Genomic DNA, 18,920 nt, shown 5'->3' on the forward strand with positions numbered 1-18,920 from the left:
GTCGAAACCTGCGCCCGATCCTCAGGGTTTGTCCTGCCGATAGAGCGTTTCAATCATCATATGATAAGCGCGAACAACGCGCCGGACCCTTAGTGTTTTCGAGCGACGGGATACCAGTTTTCACATCACGCATGATCAAGAACATCCACGGTCGCACGCTCGAACTCCTCGGTGAAGCCGTGGTGTCGGGCCGCTATGCGATCGGTGCATCCATCCCGTCCGAGCCCGTGCTCGGCGAGGAGCTGGGCGTGAGCCGTACCGTGGTGCGAGAGGCCATCAAGTCGCTGGTGGCCAAGGGCCTGATCGTGACCGGCCCGAAGGTCGGCACGCGCGTGCTGCCCAAGGACAAGTGGAACTGGTTCGACCCCGACGTCATCACCTGGCAGGCGCGCGCCGGCCTCACGCCCGAGTTTCTGCGCGACCTGCAGGACCTGCGCCGCGCGGTGGAGCCGGCGGCGGTGCGGCTGGCCGCGGAGAGGGCCACCGCGGAAGACATCGACGAGATCGAGCGTGCCTACGCCGGCATGAAGGAAGCCGTGGAGAACGGCGGCGACTACGTCACCTTCGACCTGCGCTTTCACAATGGCCTGCTGGGGGCCGCGCGCAACAGGATGATTGCGCAGATGAGCAAGGTGCTCAACGCATTGCTGCGCACCAGCTTCGAGATATCGACCACCAAGCCCGACGGCCCCACGCTCTCGCTGCCGCTGCACCGTGCTGTGCTCGACGCGGTGATCGCGCACGACCCCGACGTCGCGGAACGCGCGATCCTCCGGCTCATCGACGGCGCCCGCCAGGACATCGAGGACGTGCTCGGCTCGCGCCGCCGGCTGCCGCGGCTGAGCAGGCCGCCACCCAGGCTCAGGGCCAGTTAGCCAGCCAGGCGCACTGGCGGCGCTCACGGTCCATTTCCGGTTCTTTCACCCCCACGCTCGCGCGCCGAGCAGATTCCACCCCAGAAGAGAAGGAGACAACGTCCATGAAATTCGTCAAGTCGCTGATCGCGCCGACGCTGGTCGCGATGGGCCTGCTGTCGGCAGGCCACGTCGCCGCGCAGGAGAAACTCACCGTCTGGTGGGTCAAGGGCTTCTACAAGGCGGAGGACGACGCACTGTTCGCCGCCATCAAGAAGTTCGAAGAGAAGAACAAGAACGTCAAGATCGAACTCTCGCAGTACCCGATCCAGGACATGATCCCCAAGACCGTGTCCGCGCTCGACTCGGGCAGCCCGCCTGACGTGGCGTATGCCGACGTCTACGACTTCCAGGTCACGGGCAAGTGGGCCTACGACGGCAAGCTCGAGGACATCAGCAGCGTGCTCACGCCCATGAAGGACCGCTTCGCGCCGAACACGCTGGAGACCACCTACCTCTACAACGACCAGACCAAGGGCAAGGCGTACTACGCCTTCCCGATCAAGCAGCAGACCATGCACATCGAGTACTGGCTCGACATGCTGGCCGAAGCCGGGTTCAAGGAGTCCGACATTCCCACCGGCTGGAAGGACTACTGGTCGTTCTGGTGCGAGAAAGTGCAGCCAGCCAGCCGCCAGAAGAGCGGCAAGCGCAACTTCGGCATCGGCATGCCGATGGGCGTGGACTCGAGCGACGCGTTCTATTCGTTCCTGACCTTCATGGACGCCTACAACGTCAAGCTGGTGGACGACAACGGCAAGCTGCTGGTCGACGACCCGAAGGTGCGCACCGGCCTCATCGGGGCCATGACCGACTACACCACGCCCTACGTCAAGGGCTGCACGCCGCCTTCTTCCACCAGCTGGAAGGACCCGGACAACAACGTCGCGTTCCACAATAAGACGACCGTGATGACGCACAACGCGACCATCTCCATCGCCGCCAAGTGGCTCGACGATTCGAACAACGCCTCGCTCACGCCCGAGCAGCGCGAGGAAGCGCGCAAGAACTACACCGAGCGCATCCGCACGGCCGGCTTCCCGAACAAGCCCGACGGCAGCAAGATGGTCTACCGCACGGCCGTGAAGACCGGCGTGGTGTTCAAGGACGCGAAGAACAAGGCGCGCGCCAAGGAGTTCGTCTCGTTCCTGATGCAGGAAGAGAACCTGACGCCGTACGTCGAAGGCTCGCTGGGCCGCTGGTTCCCGGTGACCAAGGCCGCGCAGCAGCGTGACTTCTGGAAGGCAGACCCGCACCGCCTCTCGGTCTACAACCAGTACGCCGCCGGCACCGTGACCTTCGAATTCACGAAGAACTACAAGTTCACCGTGCTGAACAACGAGAACGTCTGGGCCAAGGCCATGAGCCGCGTCGTCACCGACAAGGTGCCGGTGGACAAGGCGGTGGACGAGATGATCGCCCGTATCAAGACGGTGGCGGGTCAGTAAGCCGCGCACGCACGGTACCCGTCGGCACGTTCACCATCAGCAGCACGCCATGAGCAGCGCAACTGCCTCCGCCGCCGCGCCGAGTACTTCGGCGCCTGTCGTCAATCCCGGAGCGCGGCATGCGCGCTGGCAGTTCTGGGGCGCGGTCATGGTCGTGCCCTACCTGCTGGTGTTCGTGGTGTTCGTGCTGTACCCGGTGGGCTACGGCCTCTGGCTCGCCCGCCATCCGCAAAGCTACGTGAAGCTGGTCGAAGACCCGATCTTCTTCCGCTCCGTGATCAACACGGCCATCTTCCTGGTCGTGGCGATCAACCTCAAGATGCTCGTGGCACTCGTGCTCTCGGGCTTCTTCGTGACATCGCGCTGGTGGATCAAGATCGTCTCGGCGATCTTCATCCTGCCGTGGGCGATGCCCTCCATTCCCACGATCCTGTCGATCCGCTTCATGCTGAACCCGGAGTGGGGCGTGATCAACAGCACCATCTTCCGCCTGACCGGTGCCGACGGCCCCAACTGGCTCAACGATCCCTCGCTGGCGCTGGCCTTCGCGATGATCGTGCACATCTGGAAGTCGCTGCCGTTCTGGACGCTCATCCTCGTGGCGGGCCGCCTGGCCATTCCCACCGAGCAGTACGAGGCTGCTTCCGTCGACGGCGCCTCGTCGTGGCAGAAGTTCCGCTTCGTGAGCTGGCCGGCGTTGAAGACGCTCTACATCACCTCGCTCATCCTCTCGATGATCTGGACGCTGGGCGACTTCAACAGCGTCTACCTGCTGACCGGCGGCGGCCCCGCCGACCTCACGCACGTGCTCGCCACGCTGGGCATCCGCTACCTGCGCCTCGACCAGGTCGACCTGTCGATGGCTTCCATCGTGGTGGCGATGCCGCTCGTTCTGCCGCTGGTTTACTTCATGATGAAGAGGCTCTCGAAATGAAGCGCTGGACACCAAGAGCCGTGCTCACCGAGGCCCGGCTGCTGCTCATCGGCATCCCCGTGCTGCTGTGGACGCTGATCCCGGTCTACCACATGGTGCTGTTCGCGATCTCGTCGAAGGACTCCGCGACCTCGGGTCACCTCTGGCCCAAGAGTCCGACGCTGGACAACTTCCGCATCGTGTTCCAGCAGAAGCACTTCTACCTCGACCACTTCTGGCTGCAGCTGTGGAACTCACTGCTGATCGCGCTGTCGGTGGGCGCGCTCACGCTCTTCGTGGCGACCACGGCGGCGTTCGCCATCAGCCGGCTGCGCGTGCGCGGCGGGCGCACGGTGATGAACATGGCGCTGTTCACCTACTTCATCCCGGCGGCCTTCCTCGCGGTGCCCATGTACAAGACCATGGGCAACTACGGCCTGCTCAACAGCCAGTGGGCGCTGATCCTCGCGATGGTGACCATCGCTTCGCCGTACTGCATCTGGGTGCTGAAGCAGGCCTCCGACAAGCTGCCCTACGAGCTCGACGAGGCCGCGCGCATGGACGGCGCCTCGCCGCTGCAGCTCTTCCGCCTCGTGTACCTGCCGCTGATGGTGCCTTCGCTGGTGGCCGTGGGCACGTATTCGCTGCTGCTGGCCTGGAACGAGTACCTCTACGCCTTCCTGCTGCTGTCCAACGACAAGAGCGTGACGCTGGCCGTGGCGCTGGGCAACTTCCTCTCGGCCGACGATTCGCCGTGGGAGCTGCTGATGGCCACCGGCCTGATCTACGCGCTGCCCCCGGCGGCGATCTATTACGCATTCAAGCGCTACATGGTCGGCGGAATAACCGCCGGCGCAGTCAAGAGCTGAAAGAGCCCACGCAGGAAACGAAAAATGGCATCCGTATCCTTTCGCAATATCCAGAAATCCTTCGGCAAGGTCCAGATCATCAAGGGCCTGGGCTTCGACATCACCGACGGCGAGTTCGTCGTGCTGGTCGGCCCCTCGGGCTGCGGCAAGTCGACGCTGCTTCGCATGCTCGCGGGCCTGGAGGACATCAGCGGCGGCGAGATCGTCATCGACGGCCGAGTGGTCAACGACCTCGAGTCCAAGGACCGCGACATCGCGATGGTGTTCCAGAGCTACGCGCTCTATCCGCACATGACGGTGGGCGAGAACATGGGCTTCAGCCTGCGGCTGCGCAACGCCGACAAGTCGGTGACCGACGAGCGCGTGGCCAAGGCCGCGAAGATCCTCAACCTCGACGCGCTGCTGGGCCGCTATCCGCGCGAACTCTCGGGCGGCCAGCGCCAGCGCGTGGCCATGGGCCGCGCCATCGTGCGCGACCCGAAGGTGTTTCTCTTCGACGAGCCGCTGTCGAACCTCGACGCCAAGCTGCGCGTGGCGATGCGCGCCGAGATCAAGGCGCTGCACCAGAGGCTGAAGACCACCACCGTCTACGTGACGCACGACCAGATCGAGGCGATGACCATGGCCGACCGCATCGTCGTGATGCACGACGGCATCATCGAGCAGATCGGCATGCCGCTGGAGCTGTACGACCGTCCCGACAACCTCTTCGTCGCGCAGTTCATCGGTTCGCCGTCGATGAACGTCATCGAGGGCACGGTGCGGCGCTCGGGCGGGGAATGCTGGGTCGAGTCGCAGGGTGCGCGCTGGCCGGTTCCGGCCGCGACCGCGGTGCCCGATGGCCAGCCGGTGCACTACGGCATCCGCCCCGGCGACATGACGCTGGGCGGCGGCTCGCACGGCGTGGAAGCCAGGGTCGTCGTCGTGGAGCCTACCGGCGCCGAGACCGAACTGCTGGTGCAGGTCGGCGAGGCCAGGCTGGTGCTCGCAGTGCACGGCCGGGTCGATGCCGGGCCCGACGACATCGTGCGGCTCGCCATCGAGTCGGAGAACGTGCACCTGTTCGACCGGCAGACCGGCCGCCGCATGGGCTGAGCCCGATCGTGGCTACGTGCGCAGCCGCAGCAGGGCGCGCACGAAGCCGTGGTCCGAGCGCGAGCGGTCGCGCCCTTCGTGCAGGTGGTCGTTGAAGTAGTCGACGCGCCGCACGTCGCCCAGGCTGTGCCGGCTGGTGGCGACGAATTCCTCGCTCACGAAGATCTGGTCGAGCACGTCCGGGTAGCCCTGGTGGATGTGCGAATAGGCCACGTCCTTCTTGAGTGCCGACTCGCCCTGCATCTCGTAGGCGTTGAAGAGGGCAACGTCGCGCGCCGCCTTGTCGTAGGCCACCTCGGAGGTGGCGGCCACGAGCTGCGTGGTCACGCTGTGCGGGTTGTCGTTGAAGTCGCCCATCACCACCAGCGGCACGTTGGTGCCCTGCAGCAGGTCGATCACGATGCAGCGCAGGGCGGCGGCCTCGGCGCCGCGCATCAGCAGCGAGCGCAGCGAAGCCATCACGCCCACCTTGCGGTCGTCGCGGTCTTCCAGCGGGTTGCCCTGCGCGTCCTGCAGGAACTTGGGGCGCTTGGACTTCAGGTGCACCGTGAGCACGTGCACCTGCTGGCCGTGCTTCATGCGAACCGTGGCGAGCAGGGGAGGCCGCTCGAAGCGCGTGTGCGGACCGAGCCCAGGCACATCGACGCCGAAGCCGGGCGGAAAGTCGACGAAGGAGCGGACCTCGTCCACCTTCAGCCGCGTCGCGATGCCCACGCGCGGCGTGCCCTGTGCGCCTGGCCTCCCGGGCGTGCCCTCGGGGCTGCCGGGCGGCGGCGTGTTCTCCGCGCCGGGCACCGAGATGAAGTCGTAGCGCAGGCCGCTGCGCGCGATGCAGGCCTTCAGCGCCGATTCGTCCCACACCTCCTGCACCGCCAGCACGTCGGCATTGAGCGCATGGAAACGCTCACCGGTCCAATCGATCTTCCGCTCGTACTCGCGCTCGGTGTAGGCGTCCTGGTTCTCGTAGTACACGCGGTTGGGCGCCGCAAGGTTCAGGAGATTGCAGGTGGCTACGAAGAGGGTGGCGTAGTTGGGCGGGATGTATTGCATGGCGTGACGATTGTGTCTTGAGTCGTCGTCCGCCCGCCCTGTGCCGCGGCGCAGGAAAACCCCATGAAAAAAGGGCACCCGGCGGTGTGCCGGATGCCCTTTTCCGATTCCTGGCGGTAGCAGGCTGGCGCTACCGGCGGATCTCAGCGGCCGAACGAACGGCCACCGCCGCCGCCGCCGCCGGAGCGGTTGCCACCGCCGTAGCCGCCACCGCCACCCGAGCGACGGCCACCACCGCCGCCACCGTAGCCACCGCCGCCCGAGCGGCCGCCGCGACCGCGGCCGCCCATGTGGTCGACGCTGGTGCGCAGCGGATCGGGCTGGCCGGCGCCGCCTCCGACCGATTCGGCGCGCAGGTGCGCGACCTGGTTGGCCTGCGTCGGGCTGTGGCTGTTGCCGTGATGGCGCGGCTGGCGCTCCTCGTGCGGAGCGTGATGGTGATGCTGCGGAGCGCGTGCCGGACCCTGCGGGTTGCGCGGCTGCTGTTGCGGACGCGCGCCCTGGCCGCGCGGGCCCTGGCCTTGTCCTTGACCCTGGCCGCCGCCATTGGCATTGCGGCCCTGGCCGTTGCCACCCTGGCCGCCGCCACGGCGCTGGCCGCCGCCACCGCCGTTGCCGCCACCCTGGCCAGCCTTGTTCTCGCGGATGCGCTGCAGCATCTCGGTGCGCGCGGCCTTGGCGGCCGCCTGCATGACTTCGCGGCTCGGCGGACGGCCGGCGCCGCCCCAGATGGTCTGGCGGCCCATGGCGATGGGCTCGGCGCGCTCGCCTTCCTCGGGGCCGAAGCCCTCGATGACCTGCACGGGAATCGTCTGCTTGGTGAAGCGCTCGATCTCCTGCATGAAGCCTTCCTCGTCCAGGCACACGAAGCTCACGGCCTCGCCGCTGGAGCCGGCGCGGCCCGTGCGGCCGATGCGGTGCACATAGTCTTCGCTGACGTTGGGGATCTCGTAGTTCACGACGTGCGGCAGCTCGTCGATGTCGATGCCTCGCGCGGCGATGTCGGTGGCCACCAGCGCGCGCAGCTCGCCGCTCTTGAAGCCGGCCAGCGCCTGCGTGCGTGCACTCTGGCTCTTGTTGCCGTGCAGCGCCATCGCCTCGATGCCGTTCTTGGTGAGGAATTCGGCCACGCTGTTGGCGCCGAACTTGGTGCGCGTGAACACCAGCACCTGGCTCCACTTGTTCTCGTTGATGATGTGCGCGAGCAGCGCCTTCTTCTTGCCGCGGCCCACCGGGTGGATCACCTGGGTGATGCGCTGCACCGTGGTGTTGCGTGGCGTGACCTGGATGCTCTGCGGGTTGCGCAGCAGGGTGGCGGCCAGGTCGCGGATCTCGTCGCTGAAGGTGGCCGAGAACAGCAGGCTCTGCTTTTCCTTGGGCACCAGCGCCAGGACCTTCTTCACGTCGTGGATGAAGCCCATGTCGAGCATGCGGTCGGCTTCGTCGAGGATCAGCATCTGGACCTGGCCCAGGTCGAGCATGCCCTGCTGCTGCAGGTCGAGCAGGCGGCCGGGGGTGGCCACGAGGATGTCGACGCCGCTCTTGAGCTTGCTGATCTGCGGGTTCATGCCCACGCCGCCGAAGATCACGGTGGAGCTCAGCTGCAGGTACTTGCCGTAGGTGCGCACAGATTCCTCGACCTGGGCGGCGAGTTCGCGGGTGGGGGTCAGCACCAGGGCGCGGATGCCGGTGCCGCCGAACTTGTTGGTGGCGCTGCGGCTCATGGTGAGCTTGTGCAGCATCGGCAGCGTGAAGGCGGCAGTCTTGCCGGTGCCGGTCTGGGCGCCGCCGAGCAGGTCGTGGCCCTCGAGGACGGCAGGGATGGCTTGCGCCTGGATGGGGGTGGGGGTGTCGTAACCGTGCTCGTGCACAGCCTTCAAGATGGCGGGAGCCAGCTTCAGTTCGTCAAAAGTCATTGAAAACAATAAGCGCCATACACGGCGCAGTGGCATCGGCCCGCTTGGCGTCTTGTTGACGCCGAGCCAGTCAAGGCAGATGAGGGTCAGGGGTGGGAGCCGGAAAGTCCGCCCTCGCAAAAGGGTTGAAATGGACCTTTCTTCGTCCCCGGCAGAGAGCCGGTGTTGCGGGCAACTGGACCCGGCAACGGAGCCTATTGTCGCATGAGTCGATAATCGGTGGTTTGCCGCGCCCGAATGGCTCCATTCCGGCGGCCGCGCATTCCCTCGAATCCCGCTACCCAAGGTAACAAAACCACACATGGCTCAATACGTCTATTCGATGAACCGTGTCAGCAAGACCGTGCCGCCCAAGCGGCAGATCTTGAAAGACATTTCGCTGTCCTTCTTCCCCGGCGCCAAGATCGGCGTGCTCGGCCTGAACGGCTCGGGCAAGTCCACGCTGCTCAAGATCATGGCGGGCGTCGACAAGGAAATCGAGGGCGAGGCGCTGCCCATGCCCGGCCTGACCATCGGGTACCTGGAGCAGGAGCCCAAGCTCAACCCCGAGCACACGGTGCGCGAATCGGTCGAGGAATCGATGGGCGCCGTCAACGCCGCCAAGAAGCGCCTGGAAGAGGTCTACGAGCTGTACGCAGCCGAAGACGCCGACTTCGACGCGCTTGCGGCCGAGCAGGCCGAGCTCGAAGCCATCATCGCCACCGCCGGCACCGACTCCGAGCACCAGCTGGAGATCGCCGCCGACGCGCTGCGCCTGCCGGCCTGGGACGCCAAGATCGGCGTGCTCTCGGGCGGTGAAAAGCGCCGCGTGGCGCTGTGCCGCCTGCTGCTGAGCAAGCCCGACATGCTGCTGCTCGACGAACCGACCAACCACCTTGACGCCGAATCGGTCGAATGGCTCGAAGTGTTCCTGCAGCGCTTCCCCGGCACCGTGGTGGCCATCACCCACGACCGCTACTTCCTCGACAACGCCGCCGAGTGGATTCTCGAACTGGACCGCGGCCGCGGCATTCCATGGAAGGGCAACTACAGCACCTGGCTCGAGCAGAAGGGCGAGCGCCTGGCGCAGGAGCAAAAGAGCGAGGAAGCCCATGCCAAGGCCCTGAAGAAGGAACTCGAGTGGTCGCGCCAGAACCCGAAGGCGCGCCAGGCCAAGAGCAAATCTCGCCTGGCCCGCTTCGAGGAGCTGAGCGACGTCGAATACCAGAAGCGCAACGAAACGCAGGAAATCTTCATTCCCGTGGCCGACCGCCTGGGCAGCCAGGTGTTCGAGTTCAAGAACGTCAGCAAGTCCTTCGGCGACCGCATGCTGATCGACAACCTGAGCTTCAACGTGCCGGCCGGTGCCATCGTCGGCATCATCGGCCCGAACGGCGCCGGCAAGTCGACGCTGTTCAAGCTGCTGGCGGGCAAGGAGAAGCCGGATTCGGGCGAGGTCACCATCGGCCAGACCGTGAAGATGGCCTTCGTCGACCAGGCGCGCGACGCTCTGGCCGACCAGAAGACCGTGTGGGAAGACATCTCGGGCGGGCTCGACATCATCAACGTCGGCAAGTTCCAGATGGCCAGCCGCGCCTACGCGGGCCGCTTCAACTTCAACGGCGCCGACCAGCAGAAGAAGGTCGGCACGCTGTCGGGCGGTGAACGCGGCCGCCTGCACCTGGCCAAGACGCTGATCGCGGGCGGCAACGTGCTGCTGCTGGACGAACCGTCGAACGACCTCGACGTGGAAACCCTGCGCGCCCTGGAAGACGCGCTGCTCGAGTTCGCCGGCACGGTCATGGTGATCAGCCACGACCGCTGGTTCCTCGACCGCATCGCCACGCACATCCTCGCGGCCGAAGGCGACAGCCAGTGGACCTTCTTCGATGGCAACTACCAGGAGTACGAAGCCGACAAGAAGAAGCGCCTGGGCGAAGAGGGCGCCAAGCCCAAGCGCATGCGCTACAAAGCCCTGAAATAAGGCTCGCCCCCAGGCTGCGCGCACTTCGTGTCGCTACGCCAACCCCCTTCCGGGGGCAACACCTGCGGCCCGGCAAAGCCGGTTCCGTGGTGTTCCTCGAATGGGCTCAGATCGCTTCGGCAAGAGCGCGCGGTTCCGCAAGGGGCCGCGCGCTTTTTTCATCCTCCGCCGCGAACACGTCGCGCGCCGCGAAGAGGCCGTTGAGTGCCGCCGGAAAGCCCGCGTACACCGCCATCTGCATGATGACCTCGACCACCTCGTCGCGCGTCACGCCGACGTTCAGCGCGGCATGGATGTGCACCTTCAGCTGCGGTGTGGCATTGCCCATGGCTGTGAGCGCGGCCACCGTCGCGATCTCGCGGGAGCGCAGGTCGAGGCCGGGGCGTGAGTAGATGTCGCCGAACGGAAACTCGATCACCAGGCGGCCGAAGTCCGGCGCGATGCCGGCCAGGCTCTCGACGACCTTGACGCCGCCTTCACCATCGATCTCACGAAGCTTGGCCAGGCCACGCGCGTAGCGTTGGCTGTCGTCTTGATCCTTGTCTTGTCGTGTGTTCGTCATTGCTCGTCTTTCCTTCCCGGGCCTTGCCCGACAGAGGGGGACGCTTCTTCGTCTTCTCGACCTCGCGGTAATGGTCGATCTTGAGCGACAGCGCCTGCATGGATTGCTGCAGCGCCACCACCTTGGCCTGAACCTCGGCGAGATGCCGTTCGAGCATCTCGCGCCGTTCGCCGACGCTGGCGTCCCCCAGGCTTCGAAGCCTGACGAAGGCCTGCATGCCCTGGATGGACATGCCGGTCTCGCGCAGGCGCAACAGGAAATCCAGCAAGTCCATGTCGGCGCTCGCATAGCGCCGCTGACCGCCCGGTGCACGGGGCACCGCCGCGATGAGCCCGATGCGCTCGTAATACCGCAGCGTGTAGGCCGTGAGGCCGGTTCGTTCAGCGACTTCCGCGATGGTCAGGCTGGTTTCCATGGCGTCGATTCTCGAAATTGGAGCGCGCTCTAAGTCAAGCGCTTTGTCGAACTATTTTTGAAAAGGGGCAAAGTCGGCATCGATCCAGCCGCGCAGGCTGTTGACGAAGGCGAGGGCCTGCACGCGGGGCAGATCGTCCACGCGCACGACCGCTTCGGCAAGCTGGCCGCTGCGCAGGCGATTGGCGCGGCCGATGCCGCCGAGCAGCCCGCAGCGCAGCGGCGGCGTGACCCAGCGGCCGTCCAGCAGCAGGGCGATGTTGCCGCGCGTGCATTCGGTGATCTCGCCGTCGCGGTTCCACAGCAGCGTGTCGAACGCGCCGGATTCCGTGGGCGCGAGGGCTTCGTAGTGGGCGCGGCGCGTGGTCTTGAAGCGGGTGAACTCGCTATGGGCCTCGCCGAAAGGGCGCGTGGCAAGCTGCAGGAGCACGCGCGCGGGCGGCGCTTCCATCGCGAAGGCTTCGGCGCGCGGCGTGCCTTGTGCGTCGAGCAGCAGGCGCACACGCCACATGCCCGTGGCGTGCCGGGCCTTCAGATCGTCGAGGCAGGATGCAACCGACGCCTGGTTCCACGGGCGCTCGAAATGCGCGGCTGCGATCGCCATGCGCGCCAGATGGGCCGGTGCGTCGCGGAGTTCGCCATCCACCAGCGCGAGGGTTTCGAGCAGGTCGAACGGCGGCCCCGACGCCCGGCCCGCCCGGTCCAGAAAGGCCCGCTTGTGCCGCCATTCCTCCCACTCCGCATCGGCCCGGGCATCGGCCGTGATGCCGCTGCCGATGCCGCAGCGCGCCTGCGCGCCGCGCAATGCCACGGTGCGGATCGGCACGTTGAAGATCGCATGGCCGCCGGGCTGCACGACGCCCACCGCGCCGCAGTAAACGCCGCGCGCCTCGGGCTCCAGCTCGCGGATCATGCGCATCGCGCTCACCTTGGGCGCGCCGGTGATGGAGCCGCACGGGAACAGCGCCGCGAACGCGTCGGCCAGCGTCGTGCCTTCGCGCACGAGGGCTTCCACGTCCGACGTCATCTGCCACACGGTAGGCAGCGCCTCGGTGTGGAAGAGGCGTGGCACGCGCACCGAGAAGGGCTTGGCCACGCGCGAGAGGTCGTTGCGGATCAGGTCCACGATCATCACGTTCTCGGCCCGCTCCTTGGGCACGGTGCGAAGCCGTTGGGCCAGCGCCTCGTCCTCGGCGGGCGTGGCGCCGCGCGGGGCCGTGCCCTTCATCGGGCGCGTCAGGATGCGTTCGCCCTGCCAGTCGAAGAAAAGCTCGGGCGACACCGACAGAAGCTGCTCCTCGCCGGCGTCGATGAAGGCGGCATAGCCGTCGGGCTGCGCCTGCCGCAGCGCCATGAACAGGGCCAGCGGCTCGCCGTGGAAGTCGGCGTGCAGCGTGGCGGTGTAGTTGAGCTGGTAGAGCTCGCCGTTGGAGATCGCGCGGTGGATGGCCTGGATGCGGCTATCGAAGTCCGCCCGAGAGAGACCGAGCTGCCAGTCGAGCGACGCAGGAGCGTCGTTGCCCGTGGCTTCGGGCCAGGGCAGGGCTTCGTCGTGCACGCCGAACCATGCCAGCGGTCCATCCGCCGCATGCACCGCGAACGCGCGGTCGAACGCTGCCGCCGCTTCGTAGCGCAGATAGCCCACGCACCAACGCCCCTCGCGTGCCAGCGCCTCGACGGCATCGAGCACGGGCCGCACCTCGTCCGCCGTGCGCGCCACCAGCACGCGTGAAGGCTCGCCGAAGCCCAGCCGCAGCCGGCCGGCGCCGCCGAGCGGCTGTGCGAAGTCGATCAGCGTGCGCAATGTCCTGGGCCGGGCCTCGTCAGGTCGCATCGTTCGCGGCGGTCGTCGGGGCCGCTTCGGTCGCGGCGCCCTGCGGCGTCCTGGCCAGCACCCGCTTGCGCACCGCGTAGATGTTGTTGCGCAGCGCATAGAGCTCGTCGGCGTACGACAGAGGCACCGCCACCTTGTTGACCACGCGGTCGAGCTGGTCGAGGTCTTCGAGCAGTTCCTTCTGCTCGCCCTTCTGTGCGTCGACCTTCGCCTCGATGTCGCGCAGCCGCGCATACCAGCGAAACACGCGCCGGCGCACGCGGAACTGGTACAGCGGCGGCACCACGCGGCTCAGCGGCAGCATCAGCACCAGCAGACCGCCGAGCACCAGCCACATGCGCTCCACGAGGTTGCTGGCCCAGAAGGGCAGGTAGCGCTGCCACACCGGCGGCGTGCCGTTGATGGCGCGGTCGCCCTCGGGGCTCACCGGCAGTTCGCTGGTGCGGGTGTTGGGGAAGTCGCGCGCGCGGTTGAACCAGCCGGCGCCGCTGTGCACCGACTGCGCCGCCTGCGCGAAGAGCTGGCGCAGCGCGGGGTGGGTCTCGTCGCGCGACAGCAGCGAGGTGGTGGCCGCGAGCAGCGACACGTCGTGCGGCGGCATGTCCTTCGACAGGTCGATCATCCCGCGCGGCAGCGTCACGGCCGAGAGGAAGGGAAAGCGCCGCGAGTAGGCGTCGGCTTGCCCGAAGTCCATGAGCTTGATCGAGTCGGAGCGCAGCAGCCTCTGCACCTGCAGCGACTGCGGCGCGGAAGACAGCACGATGGCGTCGAGGATGCCGGCTTCCAGCGCCTCGGCGGCCGAGGCCTGTTCCAGGTTCGACAGCAGCAGGTCGTCGGGCCCGAGCCTGTTGGCCTTGAGCATGCGCTCCATGATGTCCGGCAGCCCGCTGCCGGGCAGGTCGACGTTCACGCGCAGGCCGCGCAGCTGGGTGAGCGAGGTCAGCGTGGCGGTCTTTCGGTCGATCTTCTGGGCCGAGTCGGTGCGGTAGAAGAGCCAGATCGGCTCGTAGAAGAGGCTGCCCAGCGAGGTGAGGCCGGCTTCCTCGTCGGCCTTCGGGTCGGCGCTGCCCCCGCGCACGAAGCCCACGTCGGCGCCGCCGGTGCGCAGCAGCTGCAGGTTCTCGGTCGAGCCCGAGGTGGCCTTGAGCTCCACCTCGATGCCGTTGTGCCTGAGCGCCTCGGCATAGCGCTTGCCGAACTGGGCGTAGGCGCTGCCCGTTGGGCCGGTGGCCAGCGTCACGTGCTTGGGCGGCTGCGGCTGCAGCCACCAGTAGGCCGCGACCAGCAGCCCGATGACGATGAACACGATCGGCCCCGCCGAAGCGATCAGGTCGCGGATCGACAGCAGTATCAGCTTCAGGGTTCTGGGGAACGCCATGGTGATGCCTCCCGTTGTCAGCCGCGCGCCTTGCCGAGATCCGCCGCGCAGGGAATGTGCAGCTCGCCCACCGTCACCGTGCGAGCCGCGTGCACCGCGCGCAGCGTGGCGATGGCGACGGCCTCGGCAGCCATGGTGCTCAGCACCGTCATGCCGGGGGCGTCGCCCTCCAGCGGCACGCGGCCGGTAGCCAGCGCGAACAGCGTGTCGCCGTCGCTCATGGTGTGAACCGGGTTGATGGCGCGTGCCAGGCCGTCGTGCGCCACCGTGGCGAGCCGGTTGGCCTGCACCTTGGTCAGCACCGCGTCGGTGGCGATCACGCCGATGGTGGTGTTGGTGCCCGCGAGCAGCGGCTTGGGGCTCAGGCCGCGCAGCAGCGCGCGGCGGGTGTCGAGCAGCGCATTGCCGTCCTCGGTGCGCGCGCCGGCCACGGGCTGGCCGGTGTCGTGGTCGATCACGTCGCCCAGCGAGTTCACGGCAATCAGCGCGCCCACCGTGACGCCGCCCACCTTGACCGATGCGGTGCCGACGCCGCCCTTCATCGCGCGGTGCACGCCGAAGAGCTTGCCCACCAGCGCGCCGGTGCCGGCGCCCACGTTGCCCTCGGCGGGCGCTGCGGTGCTGGCGGCTTCGCAGGCCGCATAGCCGGCGGCCGCGTCGGGACGGATGCGCGCGTCGCCCATGGGCAGGTCGAACAGCACGGCAGCCGGCACGATGGGCAGGGTGCCGAAGCGCACGTCCATGCCGATGCCGCGTTCCTCCATCCAGCGCATCGCGCCTTCGGCGGACGCCAGGCCCCAGGCGCTGCCCCCCGCGAGCATCACCGCGTGCACCTGCTGCACGAGGTTGCCGGGCGAGAGCAGGTCGGTCTCGCGCGTGCCGGGCGCGGCGCCGCGAACGTCCACGCCGGCAACCGCGCCTTCGCGCGCCATGATCACGGTGCAGCCGGTGGGACGGCGGGTTTCGGTGAAATGGCCGACCTCGATGCCGGCGACGTCGGTGATGGCACCGGCGGAATGGGAGAGGAGGGAGGAAGACGGTGCTGACATGGCGGCCGATTATGAGACCGTACCCTCTACGATCGCCCTCCATGACGGTTGCAAGAAGTTTCTCTTCCCCCGGCGGGGTTCGCCACGTGGCGGTGATCGGCGCGGGCGCGGTCGGCAGCGCCACCGCCATCGAGGCACTGCGCGCGGGCCTGCGCGTGACGGTGCTGGAGCCCGGTGAGCCGGGCGGCCAGCACGCCACCAGCTACGGCAATGCCGGCTGGCTTTCGTCGCACTCGGTGGTGCCGCCCGCGCTGCCGGGCGCATGGCGCAAGGTGCCGGGCTGGCTGGCCGATCCGCTCGGCCCGCTGGCCCTGCGCTGGCGCTACCTGCCGCGCGCCTTGCCGTGGCTGCTGCGCTACCTGGCCTCGGGCTGGACCGAGGCGCGCGTGCAGCACACGGCCGACGTGCTTCGCACGCTGCTGGCCGATGCGCCTGCGCTGCATGCGCGGCTGGCAGCCGAAGCCGGCGTGCCGCAGCTCATCGAGCAGCGCGGGCTGCTGCATGCCTACCGCTCGCGCGCCGAGTTCGACGGCGACGCGCTGGGCTGGCGCGTGCGCCGGCGCACCGGCGTGCAGTGGGAGGAATGGCCGCAGGACGAACTCCGCCGCCGCGAGCCCGACCTGGATGCGCGATACACGCTCGGCATCTTCGTGCCCGAGGCCGGCCATTGCCGCGACCCGGGCCGCTACGTGGCTGCGCTGGCACGGCATGCGCTCGACGCGGGCGCCGAGCGCATTGCGGCTCGCGCGACTGGTTTCCGCATCGAGGGCGGCCGGCTGCGAGCCGTGCTCACCGATACCGGCGAGATCGCCTGCGACGCTGCCGCCATCTGCGCCGGTGCCCGCTCCGGCCCGCTGGCGGCAGCGGCCGGCTCGGCGGTGCCTCTGGAATCGGAGCGCGGCTACCACGTGGTCGTCGAAGACGCCAAGGCCGGCCCGCGCACGCCGACCATGGTGGCCGACGGCAAGCTCATCGCGCACTGGATGGACGGCGGCCTGCGCGCGGCCGGGCAGGTGGAGATCGCGGGCCTCGAAGCCGCGCCGGACTGGCGCCGTGCCGAGATCCTGCACGCGCATCTGCAATCGATGTTTCCCTCGCTTGCACGGCCCGCATCGGGAGCGATCACCGTGAAGCACTGGCTGGGGCATCGCCCGAGCCTGCCGGACGGCTTGCCCTGCATCGGCCCGGCTGCCGCGACGCCCGACATCGTGCTGGCCTTCGGCCATGGCCATGTCGGCCTGTGCGGCTCGGCGCGCACCGGGCGGCTGGCGGCGCAGTTGCTCGCGGGTACCGATCCGGAGATTCCGCTGACGCCCTTCGACGCGGCGCGTTTCTAGAGTTCGGCGCGCTCCAGCTCGGCCAGCAGTGTGCGCGTCGCGCGGCTGAGAAACGCCGAGCGGCGCACCACGCACGCCACGGGCACGCGCACGTCCAGATCGTCGATGCGGATCAGCGCGAGGCTGCCCCGCGCGACTTCTTCCGCGATGCCGCTTGCCTGCAGGAAGGCGAGCCCGAACCCCGCCTCCACCAGCCGCTTCTGCGCCGTGAGGCTGTCGACCGCACTCCAGTCGATGCGCTCCACGCCCCGCACGAGGAACTGCGAAAAGATCGCCTCCGCATGCGGCTCGGTGCGCCGGGGCGGCTGCGGAAAGGCCAGCCACCGCTCCTTCGAGAGCCGCACCAGCGACTTCAGACGCCTGCCCGCCAGCGGATGCGACGGCGCGCAGGCCACCACCAGCTGCTCGTCGTGGATGACCTTGCACAGCAGGTCCGGCGACGGGTCTTCGTAGTAGCGCAACCCCACTGCCACGTCGCTCGCGCGCACCTTCTCGCTGACCTCGGCGCTGGTGGCCGTCTGCAGGCGGATGTCGAGGCCGGGCAGCGAGGTCCGCAGCTTCGCGAGCACCGCCGCGAGGCCCGAGCTTGCCAGCGTGCCGACGGCGGCGATGTGCACCGTTCCCGCCGCGTCGGATTTCGCGGCCTGCACGGCGGCCATCGCGTCGCCCAGCGCTGCAGCGACCTTCTCCGCATGCGGCAGCAGCGCCTCGCCCGCCTGGCTCAGCCGCAGTCCCCGGCCCACGCGCTCGAAGAGCGGAGCGTCGAGCTCCTCTTCAAGCAGCGCCAGGCGGCGGCTGATGGCCGACTGCGTGCGCGAGAGGGCGGTCGCGGCGGCCGACACGCCGCCTTGGCGGTGGACCGTCAGGAATGTGGCGAGGGCTTCCGAGTCCATGTGGCGAATCCATGCAAAGAATCGATGGGTTGAAGAAATATTATGCGTTTGACGCGCGCCACAGCGGCCGCGACGATCGGGCCTTCATCGATCAGCCGGAGCTGGAATGGACCAGAAGACACGCCTGGCGCGCGGCCGCGCCTTTCTCGAGCTGCACCGCGCGAATCGCGGATTCGTCATGCCCAACGCCTGGGACCCGGGCAGCGCGGTGCTGCTCGCGGCGGAGGGCTTCGAGGCGATAGGCACCACCAGCGCGGGCATCGCGTTCTCGCTGGGCAGGCCCGACTACAACGTGAGGGACTCGCGGCTCGCGGTAGGGCGCGAGGAGATGCTGGAAGTGGTCGGGAAGATCGCCGCAGCGGTCTCCATCCCCGTCAATGCCGATCTGGAAGCGGGCTACGGCGACGCGCCCGAAGATGTGGCCGACACGGTTCGCATGGCGATGGATGCAGGTGCGGCGGGCGGCAATATCGAGGACACCGATGCCGCGCACGGACGCCTGTTCGACGAGCAACTGGCCGTGGCCCGCATCGCGGCCGCCCGGGCCGCCATCGATGCGGCCGGCGGCGGTTTCGTGCTGAACGCGCGCACCGACGCGTTCCAGTTTCCAGGCAACGGCGCGCTGCGCATCGCGATCCAGCGCGCCAACCGCTTCATCGAGGCTGGCGCGGACTGCGTGTTCGTGCCCGGCGTCACCGATCCGTCGCTGGTGTCGACGCTGGCGCGCGAGATCGCGGGCCCGCTCAACATCGTGATGGGGCTGAACGAGGCTGGCGCCAGCGCCTTCAGCCTGATCGAGGCCGGCGCCAGGCGCATCAGCGTGGGCGGCTCGATCGCGCGCTCGGCCATGGCGCTCGTGCGGCGCAGCGCGCAGGAGCTCCGCACGCTGGGAACGGTTTCCTACGCGAGCAGCCAGATCCCGCAGCGCGAGCTGAACGCGGTGTTCGAAGCCGCACTGCGGGCCGGGCTCAGTGCGCCGGAGCTATCGACAGCACGGTGAGCGCGCCGTCGACCTTGTCGGCGGTGAACTGCACCTTGTCGCCGGGCTTCACCTTGCCGAGCAGCGCGGGGTCGCTCACGCGGAACACCATCGTCATGCCCGTCATTTCGAGGTTGGGAATGTCGCCGTGCTTCAGCGTGATCTTCTTCGCGTCGAGGTCGATCTTGCGCACCTCGCCCTCCACGGAGGGCAGGGCAGCCTGGGCGAAAGCCGCGGCGGCGAGCAGTGTGGCGGCGAGGGCAGTGAACAGTTTCTTCATGATGAGTTTGCTTTCCTTGTCTGGGT

The 18,920-nt window shown here is 68.0% G+C and carries 17 protein-coding genes; 8 read left to right on the top strand and 9 right to left on the bottom strand.

The features are described 5' to 3' along the window. Positions 1-131 precede the first annotated feature (131 nt). The 5 genes from ABL843_RS10255 (at position 132) to ABL843_RS10275 (ending at position 5,239) form a co-directional block, all read left to right on the top strand. Positions 132-875: a FadR/GntR family transcriptional regulator gene (locus ABL843_RS10255; RefSeq protein WP_126024123.1), complete on the top strand. Its 744-nt coding sequence runs from the start codon at positions 132-134 to the stop codon at positions 873-875. 104 nt (positions 876-979) lie between these two features. Further along, positions 980-2,362, top strand: coding sequence for an ABC transporter substrate-binding protein (locus ABL843_RS10260; protein ID WP_418119784.1), 1,383 nt, complete (start codon positions 980-982; stop codon positions 2,360-2,362). Between the two features lie 49 nt (positions 2,363-2,411). After that, positions 2,412-3,296 carry a carbohydrate ABC transporter permease gene (locus ABL843_RS10265; RefSeq protein ID WP_126024125.1) on the top strand — a complete coding sequence of 295 codons (885 nt, stop codon included), beginning with the start codon at positions 2,412-2,414 and terminating at the stop codon, positions 3,294-3,296. Then, a complete protein-coding gene (locus ABL843_RS10270) occupies positions 3,293-4,144 on the top strand; it encodes a carbohydrate ABC transporter permease (RefSeq protein ID WP_126024126.1) in 852 nt (283 codons plus the stop codon). Before ABL843_RS10265 ends, ABL843_RS10270 begins: the two co-directional genes overlap by 4 nt. Before the next feature lie 24 nt (positions 4,145-4,168). Next, entirely contained in the window at positions 4,169-5,239 is a 1,071-nt protein-coding gene (locus tag ABL843_RS10275) for an ABC transporter ATP-binding protein (RefSeq protein WP_418119785.1), read from the top strand. Between the two features lie 12 nt (positions 5,240-5,251). Here ABL843_RS10275 and ABL843_RS10280 read toward each other — a convergent pair whose 3' ends face one another. Beyond that, on the bottom strand, positions 5,252-6,289 hold the full coding sequence (locus ABL843_RS10280; RefSeq protein ID WP_418119786.1) for an endonuclease/exonuclease/phosphatase family protein: 1,038 nt from the start codon (positions 6,287-6,289) through the stop codon (positions 5,252-5,254). Between the two features lie 143 nt (positions 6,290-6,432). Next, a complete protein-coding gene (locus ABL843_RS10285; RefSeq protein WP_369658830.1) occupies positions 6,433-8,205 on the bottom strand; it encodes a DEAD/DEAH box helicase in 1,773 nt (590 codons plus the stop codon). A gap of 301 nt (positions 8,206-8,506) precedes the next feature. On the opposite strand from ABL843_RS10285, the gene ettA reads away from it, so the two are divergent. Continuing rightward, positions 8,507-10,168, top strand: a complete 1,662-nt coding sequence (gene ettA, locus ABL843_RS10290) for an energy-dependent translational throttle protein EttA (RefSeq protein ID WP_126024130.1) — start codon at positions 8,507-8,509, stop codon at positions 10,166-10,168. A gap of 106 nt (positions 10,169-10,274) precedes the next feature. Here the strand turns inward: ettA and ABL843_RS10295 are convergent, their stop codons facing one another. From ABL843_RS10295 to ABL843_RS10315, 5 genes are read right to left on the bottom strand one after another with little or no spacing between them, the layout of a single operon-like run. Then, positions 10,275-10,730: a carboxymuconolactone decarboxylase family protein gene (locus ABL843_RS10295; RefSeq protein WP_418119787.1), complete on the bottom strand. Its 456-nt coding sequence runs from the start codon at positions 10,728-10,730 to the stop codon at positions 10,275-10,277. Further along, a complete protein-coding gene (locus tag ABL843_RS10300; RefSeq protein WP_184636134.1) occupies positions 10,657-11,145 on the bottom strand; it encodes a MerR family transcriptional regulator in 489 nt (162 codons plus the stop codon). The genes ABL843_RS10295 and ABL843_RS10300 overlap by 74 nt, the downstream gene beginning before the upstream one ends. A gap of 51 nt (positions 11,146-11,196) precedes the next feature. Beyond that, complete coding sequence (gene pabB / locus ABL843_RS10305) at positions 11,197-12,978, bottom strand: aminodeoxychorismate synthase component I (RefSeq protein WP_418119788.1); 1,782 nt, start codon at positions 12,976-12,978, stop codon at positions 11,197-11,199. Continuing rightward, a complete protein-coding gene (locus ABL843_RS10310; protein ID WP_418119789.1) occupies positions 12,968-14,356 on the bottom strand; it encodes a TAXI family TRAP transporter solute-binding subunit in 1,389 nt (462 codons plus the stop codon). Before ABL843_RS10310 ends, pabB begins: the two co-directional genes overlap by 11 nt. Positions 14,357-14,373: 17 nt before the next feature. Then, positions 14,374-15,405, bottom strand: coding sequence for a P1 family peptidase (locus tag ABL843_RS10315; RefSeq protein ID WP_184636140.1), 1,032 nt, complete (start codon positions 15,403-15,405; stop codon positions 14,374-14,376). A gap of 41 nt (positions 15,406-15,446) precedes the next feature. On the opposite strand from ABL843_RS10315, the gene ABL843_RS10320 reads away from it, so the two are divergent. After that, positions 15,447-16,742 carry an NAD(P)/FAD-dependent oxidoreductase gene (locus tag ABL843_RS10320; RefSeq protein WP_418119790.1) on the top strand — a complete coding sequence of 432 codons (1,296 nt, stop codon included), beginning with the start codon at positions 15,447-15,449 and terminating at the stop codon, positions 16,740-16,742. On the opposite strand, the gene ABL843_RS10325 is transcribed toward ABL843_RS10320, so the two are convergent. Further along, entirely contained in the window at positions 16,739-17,635 is an 897-nt protein-coding gene (locus ABL843_RS10325; protein WP_418119791.1) for a LysR family transcriptional regulator, read from the bottom strand. The genes ABL843_RS10320 and ABL843_RS10325 overlap by 4 nt on opposite strands. A gap of 106 nt (positions 17,636-17,741) precedes the next feature. Here ABL843_RS10325 and ABL843_RS10330 point away from each other — a divergent pair, with 106 nt between their 5' ends. Next, positions 17,742-18,635 (top strand): isocitrate lyase/PEP mutase family protein, encoded by an 894-nt coding sequence (locus tag ABL843_RS10330; RefSeq protein WP_418119792.1) that lies wholly within the window; start codon positions 17,742-17,744, stop codon positions 18,633-18,635. Here ABL843_RS10330 and ABL843_RS10335 read toward each other — a convergent pair. Continuing rightward, positions 18,604-18,894 carry a copper-binding protein gene (locus ABL843_RS10335; protein WP_418119793.1) on the bottom strand — a complete coding sequence of 97 codons (291 nt, stop codon included), beginning with the start codon at positions 18,892-18,894 and terminating at the stop codon, positions 18,604-18,606. The genes ABL843_RS10330 and ABL843_RS10335 overlap by 32 nt on opposite strands. Positions 18,895-18,920: the final 26 nt, after the last annotated feature.

The organism is Variovorax sp. 350MFTsu5.1 (assembly GCF_048302515.1).
Classification (GTDB): Bacteria; Pseudomonadota; Gammaproteobacteria; order Burkholderiales; family Burkholderiaceae_C; genus Variovorax; species Variovorax guangxiensis.

Coding starts and splice junctions, on each gene's coding strand:
- ABL843_RS10255 (WP_126024123.1), top strand. CDS start 132: ATGATCAAGAACATCCACGGTCGCACGCTCGAACTCCTCGGTGAAGCC.
- ABL843_RS10260 (WP_418119784.1), top strand. CDS start 980: ATGAAATTCGTCAAGTCGCTGATCGCGCCGACGCTGGTCGCGATGGGC.
- ABL843_RS10265 (WP_126024125.1), top strand. CDS start 2,412: ATGAGCAGCGCAACTGCCTCCGCCGCCGCGCCGAGTACTTCGGCGCCT.
- ABL843_RS10270 (WP_126024126.1), top strand. CDS start 3,293: ATGAAGCGCTGGACACCAAGAGCCGTGCTCACCGAGGCCCGGCTGCTG.
- ABL843_RS10275 (WP_418119785.1), top strand. CDS start 4,169: ATGGCATCCGTATCCTTTCGCAATATCCAGAAATCCTTCGGCAAGGTC.
- ABL843_RS10280 (WP_418119786.1), bottom strand. CDS start 6,289: ATGCAATACATCCCGCCCAACTACGCCACCCTCTTCGTAGCCACCTGC.
- ABL843_RS10285 (WP_369658830.1), bottom strand. CDS start 8,205: ATGACTTTTGACGAACTGAAGCTGGCTCCCGCCATCTTGAAGGCTGTG.
- ettA (WP_126024130.1), top strand. CDS start 8,507: ATGGCTCAATACGTCTATTCGATGAACCGTGTCAGCAAGACCGTGCCG.
- ABL843_RS10295 (WP_418119787.1), bottom strand. CDS start 10,730: ATGACGAACACACGACAAGACAAGGATCAAGACGACAGCCAACGCTAC.
- ABL843_RS10300 (WP_184636134.1), bottom strand. CDS start 11,145: ATGGAAACCAGCCTGACCATCGCGGAAGTCGCTGAACGAACCGGCCTC.
- pabB (WP_418119788.1), bottom strand. CDS start 12,978: ATGCGACCTGACGAGGCCCGGCCCAGGACATTGCGCACGCTGATCGAC.
- ABL843_RS10310 (WP_418119789.1), bottom strand. CDS start 14,356: ATGGCGTTCCCCAGAACCCTGAAGCTGATACTGCTGTCGATCCGCGAC.
- ABL843_RS10315 (WP_184636140.1), bottom strand. CDS start 15,405: ATGTCAGCACCGTCTTCCTCCCTCCTCTCCCATTCCGCCGGTGCCATC.
- ABL843_RS10320 (WP_418119790.1), top strand. CDS start 15,447: ATGACGGTTGCAAGAAGTTTCTCTTCCCCCGGCGGGGTTCGCCACGTG.
- ABL843_RS10325 (WP_418119791.1), bottom strand. CDS start 17,635: ATGGACTCGGAAGCCCTCGCCACATTCCTGACGGTCCACCGCCAAGGC.
- ABL843_RS10330 (WP_418119792.1), top strand. CDS start 17,742: ATGGACCAGAAGACACGCCTGGCGCGCGGCCGCGCCTTTCTCGAGCTG.
- ABL843_RS10335 (WP_418119793.1), bottom strand. CDS start 18,894: ATGAAGAAACTGTTCACTGCCCTCGCCGCCACACTGCTCGCCGCCGCG.